Origin of the sequence: Flavobacterium sp. PL02 (assembly GCF_035013205.1) — a bacterium.
Taxonomy (GTDB): domain Bacteria; phylum Bacteroidota; class Bacteroidia; order Flavobacteriales; family Flavobacteriaceae; genus Flavobacterium.
This window is the reverse complement of record NZ_JAYGJP010000002.1, coordinates 392958-407008: the sequence shown is the minus strand read 5'-3', so window position 1 is coordinate 407008 and position 14051 is coordinate 392958. Positions and strand designations below refer to the sequence as shown.

Annotated in this window: 14 protein-coding genes; 6 read left to right on the top strand and 8 right to left on the bottom strand. The window is 32.3% G+C overall.

Translation table 11 applies throughout. The features are described 5' to 3' along the window. Window positions 1–2: 2 nt before the first annotated feature. The gene (locus tag SHI72_RS09775; RefSeq protein ID WP_323489844.1) at window positions 3–491 is read left to right on the top strand and encodes a hypothetical protein; all 489 of its coding nucleotides are present in this window, start codon (window positions 3–5) and stop codon (window positions 489–491) included. A gap of 30 nt (window positions 492–521) precedes the next feature. Here the strand turns inward: SHI72_RS09775 and SHI72_RS09770 are convergent, their stop codons facing one another. The 3 genes from SHI72_RS09770 to SHI72_RS09760 form a co-directional block, all read right to left on the bottom strand. Then, the gene (locus tag SHI72_RS09770; protein ID WP_323489843.1) at window positions 522–1931 is read right to left on the bottom strand and encodes a hypothetical protein; all 1410 of its coding nucleotides are present in this window, start codon (window positions 1929–1931) and stop codon (window positions 522–524) included. Between the two features lie 141 nt (window positions 1932–2072). Next, entirely contained in the window at window positions 2073–2732 is a 660-nt protein-coding gene (locus tag SHI72_RS09765; RefSeq protein ID WP_323489842.1) for a SanA/YdcF family protein, read from the bottom strand. Window positions 2733–2751: 19 nt separating this feature from the next. Continuing rightward, window positions 2752–4779: a M3 family metallopeptidase gene (locus SHI72_RS09760; RefSeq protein WP_323489841.1), complete on the bottom strand. Its 2028-nt coding sequence runs from the start codon at window positions 4777–4779 to the stop codon at window positions 2752–2754. Between the two features lie 226 nt (window positions 4780–5005). Here SHI72_RS09760 and SHI72_RS09755 point away from each other — a divergent pair, with 226 nt between their 5' ends. After that, window positions 5006–5674: a hypothetical protein gene (locus SHI72_RS09755; RefSeq protein ID WP_323489840.1), complete on the top strand. Its 669-nt coding sequence runs from the start codon at window positions 5006–5008 to the stop codon at window positions 5672–5674. Window positions 5675–5816: 142 nt separating this feature from the next. Here SHI72_RS09755 and purE read toward each other — a convergent pair whose 3' ends face one another. The 4 genes from purE to SHI72_RS09735 form a co-directional block, all read right to left on the bottom strand. Then, window positions 5817–6302 carry a 5-(carboxyamino)imidazole ribonucleotide mutase gene (purE, locus tag SHI72_RS09750; protein WP_323489839.1) on the bottom strand — a complete coding sequence of 162 codons (486 nt, stop codon included), beginning with the start codon at window positions 6300–6302 and terminating at the stop codon, window positions 5817–5819. A gap of 88 nt (window positions 6303–6390) precedes the next feature. After that, window positions 6391–7536 carry a 5-(carboxyamino)imidazole ribonucleotide synthase gene (locus SHI72_RS09745; RefSeq protein ID WP_086893614.1) on the bottom strand — a complete coding sequence of 382 codons (1146 nt, stop codon included), beginning with the start codon at window positions 7534–7536 and terminating at the stop codon, window positions 6391–6393. A 54-nt stretch (window positions 7537–7590) separates the two neighbouring features. Further along, window positions 7591–8136 (bottom strand): hypothetical protein, encoded by a 546-nt coding sequence (locus SHI72_RS09740; RefSeq protein ID WP_323489838.1) that lies wholly within the window; start codon window positions 8134–8136, stop codon window positions 7591–7593. A 79-nt stretch (window positions 8137–8215) separates the two neighbouring features. Further along, window positions 8216–9451: a PQQ-dependent sugar dehydrogenase gene (locus SHI72_RS09735; protein ID WP_416348469.1), complete on the bottom strand. Its 1236-nt coding sequence runs from the start codon at window positions 9449–9451 to the stop codon at window positions 8216–8218. A gap of 214 nt (window positions 9452–9665) precedes the next feature. Between SHI72_RS09735 and hpt the strand changes: the two genes are divergently transcribed. The 4 genes from hpt (at window position 9666) to obgE (ending at window position 13314) form a co-directional block, all read left to right on the top strand. Further along, window positions 9666–10196, top strand: a complete 531-nt coding sequence (gene hpt / locus SHI72_RS09730; RefSeq protein ID WP_039111759.1) for a hypoxanthine phosphoribosyltransferase — start codon at window positions 9666–9668, stop codon at window positions 10194–10196. A gap of 91 nt (window positions 10197–10287) precedes the next feature. After that, window positions 10288–10860, top strand: a complete 573-nt coding sequence (locus SHI72_RS09725) for an adenylate kinase (protein ID WP_039111758.1) — start codon at window positions 10288–10290, stop codon at window positions 10858–10860. 99 nt (window positions 10861–10959) lie between these two features. Beyond that, window positions 10960–12234, top strand: a complete 1275-nt coding sequence (locus SHI72_RS09720; RefSeq protein ID WP_082001760.1) for a hemolysin family protein — start codon at window positions 10960–10962, stop codon at window positions 12232–12234. Between the two features lie 78 nt (window positions 12235–12312). Next, window positions 12313–13314, top strand: a complete 1002-nt coding sequence (gene obgE / locus SHI72_RS09715) for a GTPase ObgE (RefSeq protein WP_039111756.1) — start codon at window positions 12313–12315, stop codon at window positions 13312–13314. Window positions 13315–13388: 74 nt separating this feature from the next. Here obgE and SHI72_RS09710 read toward each other — a convergent pair whose 3' ends face one another. After that, on the bottom strand, window positions 13389–13919 hold the full coding sequence (locus SHI72_RS09710) for an outer membrane beta-barrel protein (protein WP_039111755.1): 531 nt from the start codon (window positions 13917–13919) through the stop codon (window positions 13389–13391). Window positions 13920–14051: the final 132 nt, after the last annotated feature.

The window sequence follows — 14051 nt, the reverse complement described above, 5'->3', positions numbered from 1 at the left end:
TTATGAAAAAAAGTATCGTTGGTTTATTAGTTTTAGCTTTGACTTCCTGCAATCCAGTTGGAGAAAATTTGGGAGAAATGCCATTGTTTCAAAATGCCATTTCATCTATAGATAGTTTAGATTTAAAAAAAGGAGAAGAAATTGTGTTTTGGACCAAAGTAACAACGCGCAAAGACTCGTTGTTTTCAAAATATAAGATAAAATACAGTATTAGTCTTAATGGTAAAATTATTCATTTTGACAGTACTTATGTAGAAGATGGAAAACATACCATAAATTCAAAAGTAATAAAAGATGAAATTGTTCATTCCTCTTCAACAGAAAAAGATTCGATAGAACATGTCGAAAATTGGGAATTCGAAATAGAAAATAAATCGTTTAAAATTCCTCAAGACGGAAAGTATAATTTTGACTTTAAATTGGAGGCTCCCGAACTGGATTTTTTTGCAAAGAACAGTAGTGCTACTTCGGTTATAATTAGAAAGAAATAAAAAAAAAGCTGTCAATCGACAGCTTTTTTTTTATTGGAATTGTTTGATGTTTTCTTCAAATTCTATTTCATCTTGGTTTTGAAAATACTCGGTATAAAATGATTTATGGATTATATAATAAAAAACGTAATAAACCATAAACACTGAAATTATTGCCAGCCAAAGGAAAGAGAAAATTTTATCCTGAATAAAAAACAGGTATCCTTTTGTAAAATCAAATACCTCTTTGATGTCTTCATAATAAGTTATAATCGCTATGGCAAAAGGAACAATTTTAGTAGTAATCCTGAATCTTGATAATAAAATTACGGCAATGATTAACATTGGAATTTTATAGAAATCATTGGGATTTCGATATTCAGCTTCAGTAGAGAAATATCCATAACAAATTAACAAAACAGCGAGAACGCAGTAAATAGCCAGATGGATATTTCTTTTTGTTTTTAGTTTAGTTATATATTCTGGGATAGATTGGTTGCCTTTTTTTGAAAATAATAGAATAAAAAACGAAATAAGATTTAATATCGGAAGCAACGAAAGAGCGTTGATTACACCAAAATATTTTTTAAGCGAATAATTTCTGTATTGAAGTAAGTTTCCTAGAAAACGACCACTTACAAAGAGGACAAAGAAACTTGATAAGAAAAATAAAACGCGAGTATATTCAATCTTATCAAATGCATAAAAAGAAACGCGAAGAGCATTACTACCTAAATCGATAATGCACATTATTAAAACCGTATAACTAATAATGAATCCCCATTTAAAAAATGAATTAGAAATAGGTTGAATATCTACTGGGTTGATTATTCCTTTTCTAGAATAAATTCGGTTTGATAGGTAAAAAAAGCCAGCTAAAACAAGTGCGGTTTTTATTGAAATTAACAGAAAAATAAAACAAACAATTATATCCTGAGTATATGGAGAATCGCTTACAGAGGCAAAGTATTTATAAAACTCATCGACGTCACTCTCTATTATATAAGATAAAACAATTGTTATGACCAACTGAATCAGGAATGTTTTATATTTTGAAAAAGTTGTAGCATGTTTTTCATTTTTGAAATACGAAACCGAAAAGTAAAGCATCGGAATGATAAATGTAAAAAACTGAACGACTGAATGAATATAGGCGCTATTGGCGATAGGAAGATAATAATCGGCTGTTAGGTACAAATCATTTCTTAACGTAAAATAGGGAATGAATAATAACTGAATAATAATTCCCTTTTTTATAAGGTCATTTTTATAAAAGTACCAAGCAAAAATAAGACTGTGTAAGAACCAACTCTGAGCTTTCCAGATAGTATCATATATGGTTGTTTCTGGCCCGTAAAACGAAACAAAGTAGTTACTACAGTAAAAGAATGCAATAAGTGAAATTAATATCCAAATGGAGTTTAAAGCTCTTTTTTGTGTTGCAGAGTATTTTTCGGTCATTAATAAATATTTAAATGATGTTTAAAAAGATTTATAAACAAATATAAATAATTATATCGCATTAGTAAGAAAACTTTTAGATGCTATAAAAAGGATTAGATTTTAAAAAAGAAAGCCGAAGTATTTACTTCGGCTTTTTACTTATCTTTTGTCTTCTTTAGAATAATTGGAAATGCCATTTATATCAATTTCATTTCCTAGAAAATATGGCTCTCGATTTCGTGCAACATCAAGAACCGATTTTAATCTCGAAAAGTATTCTCTAAAACATACATATTTGTAGTTTTGATATTCTCTGGCATTAGCAGAAAATCCAACAGATTTTATTCTGAGTTTATCACCAATATAGATGGCTCTATTTAGGTGATATTCTTGAGAAATTAAAACAGCACTTTTTATTTTGAAGATAGATTTAGCTCTAAACATTGTCGAATAGGTATCAAAACCTGCATAATCAACGTAAATTTTAGTAGTGTCAACTCCGTTTTCAAAACAATAATTTTTCATTACTGTTAACTCATCGTGTTCATCATTGCCATTATCACCAGAAAGTAAAATTTTATTTATTTTCTTCGATTTATACAATAAAATACCAGCATCGAGTCTATCTTTTAAATACGTACTGGGTTTGTCACCATTGATTCCAGCACCAAAAACAATCCCAACATCAGTTTTTGGAATGTCATTTAAGGAATGATAAATCAAATCATTGGTTTTTGATTTTATATCTACATTGATGTAAATAATTATAATTAATCCAATAATTGAAAGATATATGAGTTTTTTGAAATGTTTTTTCAAGTTAAAGCTTGTTTACTATTTATATCAATCCCGCTCTCTTCAATAAAGCTTCTGGTTTTGGTTCCTGACCTCTAAAACGTTTGTACAAAATCATAGGATGTTCAGTTCCTCCTTTAGAAAGTACATTGTCTTTAAATTTTGTAGCTACTTCATGATTAAAGATTCCTTTTTCCTGAAAGTATTCAAATGCATCGGCATCTAGAACTTCTGCCCATTTGTAACTGTAATATCCAGAAGAATATCCACCTTGAAAAATATGTGAAAACGCAGTACTCATTGCATTTTCTTTCACCTCAGGATATAATTGAGTGTCTTTAAATTGTTCTGTTTCGAATGCTTTTAAATCAGTAATACTTGTTGGATCTTGTCCGTGCCAAGCCATATCTAATAATCCAAAACTTAACTGACGCAATGTTGCTAAACCTTCCTGAAAACTTGCACTTTCTTTGATTTTAGTAACATATTCCATCGGAATTACTTCGCCAGTTTCATAATGATTAGCAAACAAAGCCAAAGCTTCAGGTTCGTAACACCAGTTTTCCATAATCTGACTTGGTAATTCTACAAAATCCCAATATACCGATGTTCCAGATAAACTAGGGTAAGTTGTATCGGCTAACATTCCGTGTAATCCGTGACCAAATTCATGGAACAAAGTTGTTACTTCATTAAATGTAAGTAGTGAAGGTTTCGTTTCGGTTGGTTTTGTAAAGTTACATACGTTTGAGATATGTGGTCTTTCGTTTATTCCGTCTTTTCTGTATTGCGATTTAAACGAAGTCATCCAGGCACCATTTCGTTTTCCTTTTCTTGGAAAAAAGTCGGCGTAGAAAACAGAAACCAATTCGTTTTTATCATTCGTAACTTCATAAGTCATTACTTCTTCGTGGTATTTATCGATATCAAATACTTCGGTAAAAGTAAGTCCGTATAGTTTTCCTGCAATTGTAAAAGCACCGTTTAGTACTTTCTCTAATTGAAAATAAGGTTTTAGTTTTTCATCATCCAGATTAAAAAGCTGTTGTTTTAATTTCTCTGAATAATAAGCACTATCCCATTTTTCTAATTGCTCGATTCCGTCCAACTCTTTTGCAAAAGCAGTAAGTTGATCAAACTCTTTTTTAGCTGCAGGTTTAGCTTTAGCCAATAAATCATTTGAGAAAGAAAAAACTTTTTCAGGGTTTTCGGCCATACGTTCCTCCAGAACAAAATGAGCGTGGGTTTTATATCCTAATAAATTGGCTCTTTCAAAACGTAGTTTTACGATTTTAAGCACAATTTCCTGATTGTCGAATTCGTTATTTTGGAAAGATCTTGCTCCAAAAGCGATAGCAAGCTTCTTACGCAATTCACGGTTATCAGCATACGTCATGAATGGAATATAACTCGGATGATCTAATGTAAAAATCCAACCTTCTTTTTCTTGGCTTTTAGCCAATGAACGAGCTGCTTCGATAGTTCCTTCTGGTAATCCAGCTAAATGGTTGTAATCGGTAAGATGTAATTCGAAAGCATTCGTTTCGGCCAAAACATTTTCGCCAAATTGCAAACTTAACTTAGATAACTCTTTGTCGATTTCGCGTAATTGGTTTTTGTTTTCTTCAGGTAAATTAGCTCCGTTTCTTGAAAAGCTTTTGTATTGTTTGTCCAAAAGAGTCGTTTGTTCCGGATTAAGATTCAAACTTTCTTTCTGATCGTAAACGGCTTTTACTTTTGCAAATAAAGCAGCATTTAAGCGAACATCATTTCCAAATTCAGATAATAACGGAGAAACATCCTGAGCGATTTTTTGCATTTCGTCACTTGTCTCAGCAGAATTTAAGTTGAAAAAGATACTCGAAACACGATCCAGAATATCTCCTGTATAATCCATTGCTACGATAGTATTCTCGAATGTTGGTGCTTCATTATTATTTACAATTGCATCAATTTCGGCTTTTGCCAAAGAAATCCCTTCCTGAAAAGCAGGAACATAGTCTTCGATTTTAATTTGCGAAAAAGGGGCAGTATTGTGTTTAGTAATAAATGTTGAAAGTAAAATGCTCATTATGATATAATTATTTTATTAATTGAAGTCGATATTTTTGAATCTCAAAGATAGCAATTTATAAAAATCTAATCATCTAAACAGAATCGATTCTCGGCATAAAATCCTCTTAAATTGTGTTATAGATATGTTATTTATTTCTGTGCACGTTTTTAAAAGCGTAAATTGAAAAAAATACGATTAGAATTATAAAATACTAATTAGAAATTGTTAACATAGAAATACGATGAATTATCAAATTGCAATAAAGAGAATAGATACGGTTAATGAAGTAGAAGGATATTGGACTGATGAAGATTTTATTCAGTTATTAGAAAAATTCAACTATCCAGATGGCGCAGCGGCAGAGAAAAGTAGTTTGCCAGAATTATTAGAAATGGCTATCTCCGATTACGAGCCTAATGAAGCGGCCGAAATAGTCTTGCAATATAAATTTAGTGATCGATTAAGCGAAGGGCAAATCGAACAGATATCGCACAATATGTTAATTGACAAGGTTTGTGAGGAATACCCCGAAATAGACATGCAAGGGACTTTGTTTCATATCAATCAATTGCTTTTTAAAGCATACAACGGGAAATTTCCAAATGCAAAAGCTTCTGTTGTTCATTTCTCTATGACACCAACTGATGGTGAAGCACAAAAGTTGACAGCCGAAAACGTACTGAAATTATTGAATAACGGCTTGTCTGATAGAAATCTAATTAAGAGATTGTTTGAAAATCAAATGGCTCAAAATATTCCATTTCCAGAAGCAGCAGCTATTGTTTGGGAATTGACAACAGAAGATAATGTAAATTATAATCTCGTTACTTCAGAAAACTGGATAAATAAAGAAGATATAACTGAATATGAATTTGAAGCTGTTCTGGAGGATATTGAAGACGAAGCATAATTTCAGATTATAAATAAGTTTTTGTTTCACAAAGACTCGCTAAAGAAAAGACGCAGAGATTCACCGAGCTTTTTCACATTTTAGTGAAGAAAAACTTTGTGAATCTCTGCGTCTTTTCTTTGTGTATCTCTGCGGAATAATCTTATTTTTTCAAACCTTCAGCCGCTTTATTAACTGCTGCTTTTAGTTCTTCTTTGTAAGCAATAATTGTATCAAGCACTTTTTTATCATGGCTTCCTATGATTTGTGCTGCAAGAATTCCTGCATTTTTAGCTCCGTTTAAAGCTACAGTTGCAACAGGAACTCCGCCCGGCATTTGAAGAATCGATAATACCGAATCCCAACCATCGATAGAATTGCTTGATTTTACAGGAACTCCAATTACAGGAAGTGGTGACATCGAAGCAACCATTCCAGGTAAATGTGCTGCACCACCAGCTCCGGCAATAATTACCGAGATTCCGCGAGTATGTGCATTTTTACTAAAATCGAATAGTTTCTCTGGCGTTCTGTGTGCAGATACAATATCGACTTCAACTTCGATATCAAATCCTTTTAATATATCGATGGCATCTTGCATAACTGGCATGTCTGAGATGCTTCCCATTATTACGGCTACTTTACTCATTTTATTTTTTGTTTAAAGATTAAATGATTGAAGAATTTAAAGAGGAGTGTGATAATTTTTAAATTCTTCAATCTTTAAATTTTTTAATTTATGAAATCACTTTAATAGTATTCTTAACATCCTCGGCAATTCGTCTTGCTTCGTTCATATCTCCATTTACAATGGTAACGTGACCCATTTTTCTGAAAGGACGCGTTTGCTTTTTACCATAAATATGTGGTGTAACGCCATTCCATCCTAAAATGGTTTCGATGTTTTGATAAACTACATCTCCAGAAAACCCTTCAGCTCCAACTAAGTTTACCATAACTCCTGCTACTTTACTATCAGTATTTCCTAACGGAAGATTCAATATCGCACGTAAGTGGTTTTCAAATTGTGAAGTATAACTTGCTTCGATAGAATAATGTCCAGAATTGTGTGGGCGAGGAGCAACTTCGTTTACTAAGATTTCATCGTCTTGCGTTTGGAACATCTCAACAGCCAAAAGTCCAACGTGGTTAAATTTCTCTGAAACATTAAGCGCAATAGCTCTTGCTTTTTGAGCTACTTTTTCGTCGATTCGTGCAGGACATATTACATATTCAACCTGATTTGCTTCTGGATGAAATTCCATTTCAACAACAGGATATGTTTTTATTTCTCCCGATGGATTGCGACAAACGATAACAGCAAGTTCATTCTTGAACGGAACCATAGTCTCGGCAATACATTCTACATTTGGTAGATTATCTAAATCTGATGTTTGACGAATAACTTTTACACCATTTCCATCATATCCAAACTCAGTACATTTCCATACAAAAGGCAATTTTAAATCTTGAATTTTAGCTTTTAAACTTTCCAGATTTTCAAATCTTTCAAATGGAGCAGTAGGAATATTATTTTTAATGTAAAAATCTTTTTGGATTCCTTTATTCTGAATTCCTTTTAAGGTTTTTGGCGAAGGGTAAACTTTTACGCCTTCATTTTCTAGTTTTTCCAGTGCTTCGAGGTTTACAAGTTCGATTTCGAAAGTCAAGACATCTACTTGTTTTCCAAAATTGTAAACAGTTTCAAAATCCATTAAATCCCCTTGAAAGAATTTATTACAGGCAATTTTGCTAGGAGCTTCATCGCTTGGGTCTAAAACATAGGTTTGTATGTCAAATTTGCGAGTGTCAAAAAGTAGCATTTTGCCTAATTGTCCACCGCCTAAGATTCCTAATTTAAAATCAGAAGAAAAATAATTCATTGTTGTGTGTTTGTGATGCGCAAAGATACTTTATAATGATTGAATAGGAAAATGCTATTTTATTTTCTTAAGAACCTCTCTTGCAACTGCTTTATATGCAGCGGTATGATTTGCATAATCCTTAGTTAAGATAATTTGCAATTCGGGATGAATCCAGTCGTAATACTTTCCTAATATGTGTAAAGTTCGCATAGAGTAGGCTTTTGCTGCTACTTTGGTATCGGTAATTAACCAATCAAAATTTGTTTCGATAATATACTGAAGTTGGGTTTCAGAAAGTGTAATATCTGTTTTTTTATAATGAGAAATAATCAAAAGTTGACAGATTTTGGCAATAGGACGTATGGAACTTTCATCTTTTAATTTTTTCAGATTCGAACAAAAAAAATCAAGATGAGGTTGTAGCCATTCGAGCTTTTCATAAGATACAAATTCTAAAATCCAGCAGGCTTTGTGCGTATTTTTGTCATGAATATCGAAGCAAATCGAAATTAATTCGGGGAAATAATCAGGATTTTCCAAAATAGTTTGCGCCCCTTTAAGTCTGTTTTCTCTGTAAGCATTTACGTAATCAAGATTTTTTTGTAATTCAGAGGACATTGATTTTGTTTTTTATTTGGAATTGAGCATCTAAAAATAGGTAATTTAATTTTTAAGCAACACTGCCTACTATGAAATCTTATTTATTTGCAGTTACTTTCCATATCGTATTTCCGCTATCATCATTTACAAGAAGTGATCCGTCTTTCATGACAGTAACACCCACGGGACGTCCGTAAACTTCTGCTTTGTCTTCGTTGGCTACAAAACCAATTAAAAAATCTTCAGGTTTTCCAGAAGGCTTTCCGTTAACAAAAGGAACAAAAACAACTTTATAACCTGCTATTTTTGCTCGGTTCCAAGAGCCATGTTGACCTACGAAAATTCCGTTTTTGTATTTTGCAGGAAAACTATCTTTATTGTAAAATGCCAATCCCAAAGAAGCGGTGTGTGCACCAACAGAAACATCAGGTACAATTGCTTTTGCTGCTAAATCTTTACCTACGCCTTTCATTCTAGGATCAAGAATGTTGCCATAATAGGAATAAGGCCAGCCATAAAATCCATTTAGTTTGACGCTTGTAATATAGTCAGGAACTAAATCGTCTCCTAAGTCATCACGTTCATTAACAGCAGTCCAAAGTTCATTATTCACGGGATTCCAATCCATTCCTACTGGATTTCTTAGTCCAGCTGCATAAATTTTTTCGCCAGTTCCATCAGGATTAATTTCTAGAATATTTGCTCGGCGTATTTCTTTATCCATCCCGTTTTCTCCATTGTTGCTTCCTGAACCTACAGAAATGTAGATTTTTGTTCCATCGGCATTTGCAATTAAATTTCTTGTCCAGTGGTTGTTGTAACCACCAGCAGGGAGTTCAAGTATTTTTTCTCCTTGAGATTCTAATTTTAAAGGATTGTTTTTATAAGGATAACGGTATAATCCATCTGTATTGGCTACATAAAAAAAGTCTTTATGAGCTAACATCCCAAATGGTTTGTTGAGGTTTTTAAGAAAAACTTCGCGGGTTTCAAATTTCCCGTCTTTATCAGAATCTCTAAAAATTGTAATTTGATTTTTGCTAGTTCTCGTTCCGCTTTCTACTACAAAAATATCATTGTTAGGCGCAATATAGGTCCAACGGGGATTATCGAAACCGTCGGCAAATTTTGTTACCGTAAAACCCTGAGGTGCTATTGGAGTTTTTCCTTCAGGCCATTTGATAACTTTACTACTATTTGTTTTAGATTCGGTGGCGTAAGGAAGAGGTAATGTGATTTCTCCAACTGCCGTTTTTACAATGTTTCCAGATTGATTTGTTGTCGCTTTTTTTTCTTCTTGTTTTGCTTGTCCAATACAAGCTGTCACTAACATTAATAATGATATTGAGAGTATTTGGGAGGTAGTTTTTATTATGGTTTATGGTTAAGATGTTATGGGGTAACAATTTACCGAATTAATGCGTGTTTTTAAAGAATGATTTGTAAATATTTAACATTCAGAAAAAAAATGTATACACTGTATATTTGTTACTTACATTTTGGTTGTAATTCTGTATCTTTGCGCATTATTTTAAATGTAAAAAATAATGATACAACTTCACGATAAACAATTTGTTCCGTTTATTTCGGCTAAAGAAATTGATTTTGCAATTACTAAAATGGTAGCTCAGGTACAAGATGATTTTGGAGATGAAATTCCAATTTTTATTGGTGTGCTAAATGGCTCTTTTATGGTTGTTGCCGATTTTTTGAAAAAATATAAAAAACACTGCGAGGTTACTTTTATAAAAATGGCTTCTTATGAAGGAACAGAAACTACTCATGATGTAAAGCAATTAATAGGTTTAAATCAAGATTTAACAGGGAGAACAGTAATTATCATTGAGGATATTGTTGATACTGGGAATACCTTAGTTGAACTTAAAGAGATGTTTAAAAAACAAAATGTGAAGCATTTAAAAATTGCTACTTTGTTCTTTAAACCAGAAGCCTATAAAAAAGATATTAAGATTGATTATATCGGAATTCGAATTCCAAACAAATTTATTGTTGGTTACGGTTTAGACTACGATGGTTTGGGAAGAAATTTGGGAGAGGTATATAAATTAGCAGAATAAACTAGAACCAAAAACCAAAGAATTATAAATTAACTATTCACTTTAAACTTCTTTAAAAATAAAAAAGGAAGTACGACACAACACACAAACTATGATTAATATTGTTTTATTTGGAAAACCTGGAGCAGGAAAAGGTACTCAGGCAGAATTTTTAAAAGAAAAATATAAATTAACGCATCTTTCAACAGGAGATATTTTTCGCTTTAATTTAAAAAATGATACAGATTTAGGTAAGAAAGCAAGAGTTTTTATGGACAATGGTGAATTAGTTCCTTGCGAAGTTACTACTGCAATGTTAATAGATGAAGTGAATAAACATCCAGATACTGAAGGATTTTTGTTTGACGGTTATCCAAGAACATTAGATCAAGCAAGAGCCTTGGATAAATTTTTGCCAACAATTGGATCTAGTGTAACTGCTACAATCGCTTTAGAAGCTGATGATGAAATTCTGGTAGCGCGTTTATTAGAAAGAGGAAAAACAAGTGGTAGAGCTGATGATCAGGACGAAGAAAAAATTCGTGTAAGATATCAGGAATATAATGAGAAAACTGCTCCATTAATAGGGTATTATAAAGAACAAAATAAATTCCACGCTGTAAACGGTATCGGATCTATTGAAGAAATAACTGAGCGTTTGACAAGTGTAATTGATAATTTGTAATAAAAGAAAATAGTTTAAAGTTTAAGGTTTGAAATTTGCCTAAGTAATATTTATTTGGGCAAATTTTAGGCTTTAAACTTTAAATGTTTAAATATAAAAATGGAGATACTAATAATATTTTTTCTAATAATTTTAAATGGGGTTTTCTCAATGTCGGAGATCGCATTGATTTCGGCAAGGAAGAATAGATTAGAGACAGCTGCCAAAAAAGGAAATAAAAGTGCCAAAATTGCCCTTGATTTAGCTAATTCCCCAAATAAGTTTTTATCTACTGTACAAATCGGAATTACCTTAATAGGGATTTTGACAGGTATTTATAGTGGTGATAAAATTACGATGGATGTTGAGGCTTTTGTTAGCAAATTTGAAGTTTTTCAACCTTATGCGCATTCTGTTGCTGTAGGGATTGTAGTTGTAGTTTTAACTTTCTTTTCTCTTGTTTTGGGTGAGTTGTTGCCTAAAAGAATTGGATTGAATCATCCTGAAGCTATTGCTAAAGCGGTGGCTTTGCCAATGAAGATTATTTCGATTATTACGGCTCCGTTTATTTGGTTGTTGACCAACTCGACAGATTTTTTATTGAATGTTTTGCAAATAAAACCTACTGCCGATGGTAAAGTTACCGAAGAAGAAATAAAAGCTATTATTAAAGAAGGTACAGAGGGTGGTGAAGTACAGGAGATAGAACAAGATATTGTGGAACGTGTTTTTCATATCGGTGATAGAAAAGTTAACTCGTTAATGACGCATAGAAAATCAGTTGTTTTCTTACCATTAAATTCAGATAAACAGCGTGTAAAAGAATTAATTCTAGAAGATTTACACTCCATTTATCCTGTTTATACAGAGAACTATGATGATATTTCGGGAGTTGTTAATTTGAAAACAATTTTTGCCAATATTGAAAAAGAAGATTTCAGTTTAGCTTCTATAATGACCGAAGCTCCTTTTATAATGGAGCAGACGACGGCTTATAAAGCATTAGAGAATTTTAAGAAAACGGGAATACATTATGCTTTCGTTTCTGATGAATATGGAATTTTTCAAGGGATTATAACATTAAATGATATTCTGGAAGCTCTTGTAGGAGACGCTGCCGATTTTTATAAAGACGAATTTCAGTTAATAGAAAGAGAAGATGGAACTTGGTTGGTCGATGGACATTATTCATTGCATGATTTCCTAACTTATTTTGAGTTAGATGAATTAATTAATGATTATGAAGTTACAACAGTAAGTGGTTTAATAATGACTGAATTATCTCGTATTCCTAAAGAAGGAGAGAAATTAATTTGGCAAAAGTTTGAGTTGGAAGTCATCGATATGGATGGCGTAAAGATTGATAAAGTATTAATAAAAGCATTAAAAGGTTAACATTAAAATAGTTTTCAGTTACAGTTTTCAGTCGTAGTTTGCGCTGAAAACTGTAACTGCGACTGAATACTAAGAAATATGACAGAGGGAAATTTTGTAGATTACGTTAAAATATTTGTTTCTTCCGGTAAAGGAGGAAAAGGTTCTACGCATTTACATAGAGAAAAGTTTATTGAAAAAGGTGGTCCAGATGGTGGAGATGGTGGTCGTGGAGGTCATGTTTTTTTAGTTGGGAATAAAGGACTTTGGACTTTGTTTCATTTAAAGTTTGCTCGTCATATTAAAGCTGGACACGGCGGAGACGGTGGAGGTGACAGAAGTACTGGAGCAGATGGTGATGATAAATTTATTGAAGTGCCGTTAGGAACGGTTGTAAAAGATAAAGAAACAGGCGAAACCTTGTTTGAAATTACGGAACACGGAGAAAAACAAATCCTTTCAAGAGGAGGAAAAGGTGGTTTAGGGAACTGGCATTTTAGAAGTTCAACAAACCAAACGCCTAGATATGCACAGCCAGGTTTACCAGGTGTAGAAATGGATGTAATCCTGGAGCTTAAAGTTCTTGCTGATGTAGGATTAGTTGGTTTTCCTAATGCTGGAAAATCTACTTTATTATCAGTATTAACATCTGCAAAACCTAAAATTGCAGATTATCCGTTTACTACATTAAAGCCAAATTTAGGAATTGTAGCTTATAGAGATTTTCAATCTTTTGTAATTGCTGATATTCCTGGAATTATAGAAGGTGCTGCAGAAGGAAAAGGTTTAGGTCATTATTTCCTGCGTCATATAGAACGTAATTCGACTTTATTGTTTCTTGTTCCTGTAGATACGCCAGACATTAAAGCAGAGTACGATATTTTGGTTAATGAATTAACAAAGTATAATCCTGAAATGCTGGATAAAGAGCGTTTGTTAGTAATATCTAAATGCGATATGCTGGATGATGAGCTTAAAGCTGAGCTAAAGGTTGAGCTTGATGTTGCTTTTAAAGATATACCATATATGTTTATATCTTCTGTTGCGCAGCAGGGACTATCAGAATTGAAAGATAAATTGTGGAAAATGTTGAATGATTAATATCTGTAATGGAAATATCATAAAATAAAAAAACCACCAATTGGTGGTTTTTTATTTTATGGGGCAAGGTGTTTTTACAAACTGAAGTTTTTAGAAATACCAATGTTCATTGTTTTTCCGAAATTGAATCCAATACGTTCTTGTCTTGGGTCATTTTTTCCATCAATGTTGTCATAGTTAAGTCCTCCTATAGAGAAATTTAAACCAAAACCTCTTTTCATGTTTATGAATAAAGCTGGAGTAATGTAAGCGTACATTCCTTTTGCATCATTTATAGAGTTTTGTTGGTAACCAGATCCTATGTCAGCAAAAATTGCAAACGTTTCGTTTAATGGTCTAGAGTAACGAACAAATGCTCCAATTTTCTGATTGTCAGAATTGTCAGCAAGGTCATTATGAATACTTCCAATAGTAGCATCTACTCCTGCAGTCCAGTTTTCAGAAAACTGATAACCGAATCTTGGAGAGAATTCAAAAGATTCTTTTTTAGCTTCTCCAACTTTATCAGAAGAATATCCAACATTTCCTCCTACAAGGATTGAACCTTTTTGTGCTGTAGCCATTGCAGAAACAACTAAAGCAATACATAATAGTAATTTTTTCATCTCTAATATAAATTTAATTTATGCAAAAGTATATATTTTTTTATAAGAAATTGATTATGAGTAATTTATTTTTAATAAATTATTTATTACATATTTAATTATGAAATAAAATGAATATATGAAGATAGAATT

What these genes read in the sequence shown, in the direction of transcription:
- SHI72_RS09775 (WP_323489844.1), top strand. Translation starts at nt 3, where the DNA reads ATGAAAAAAAGTATCGTTGGTTTATTAGTTTTAGCTTTGACTTCCTGC.
- SHI72_RS09770 (WP_323489843.1), bottom strand. Translation starts at nt 1,931, where the DNA reads ATGACCGAAAAATACTCTGCAACACAAAAAAGAGCTTTAAACTCCATT.
- SHI72_RS09760 (WP_323489841.1), bottom strand. Translation starts at nt 4,779, where the DNA reads ATGAGCATTTTACTTTCAACATTTATTACTAAACACAATACTGCCCCT.
- SHI72_RS09755 (WP_323489840.1), top strand. Translation starts at nt 5,006, where the DNA reads ATGAATTATCAAATTGCAATAAAGAGAATAGATACGGTTAATGAAGTA.
- purE (WP_323489839.1), bottom strand. Translation starts at nt 6,302, where the DNA reads ATGAGTAAAGTAGCCGTAATAATGGGAAGCATCTCAGACATGCCAGTT.
- SHI72_RS09745 (WP_086893614.1), bottom strand. Translation starts at nt 7,536, where the DNA reads ATGAATTATTTTTCTTCTGATTTTAAATTAGGAATCTTAGGCGGTGGA.
- SHI72_RS09740 (WP_323489838.1), bottom strand. Translation starts at nt 8,136, where the DNA reads ATGTCCTCTGAATTACAAAAAAATCTTGATTACGTAAATGCTTACAGA.
- SHI72_RS09735 (WP_416348469.1), bottom strand. Translation starts at nt 9,451, where the DNA reads ATGTTAGTGACAGCTTGTATTGGACAAGCAAAACAAGAAGAAAAAAAA.
- hpt (WP_039111759.1), top strand. Translation starts at nt 9,666, where the DNA reads ATGATACAACTTCACGATAAACAATTTGTTCCGTTTATTTCGGCTAAA.
- SHI72_RS09725 (WP_039111758.1), top strand. Translation starts at nt 10,288, where the DNA reads ATGATTAATATTGTTTTATTTGGAAAACCTGGAGCAGGAAAAGGTACT.
- SHI72_RS09720 (WP_082001760.1), top strand. Translation starts at nt 10,960, where the DNA reads ATGGAGATACTAATAATATTTTTTCTAATAATTTTAAATGGGGTTTTC.
- obgE (WP_039111756.1), top strand. Translation starts at nt 12,313, where the DNA reads ATGACAGAGGGAAATTTTGTAGATTACGTTAAAATATTTGTTTCTTCC.
- SHI72_RS09710 (WP_039111755.1), bottom strand. Translation starts at nt 13,919, where the DNA reads ATGAAAAAATTACTATTATGTATTGCTTTAGTTGTTTCTGCAATGGCT.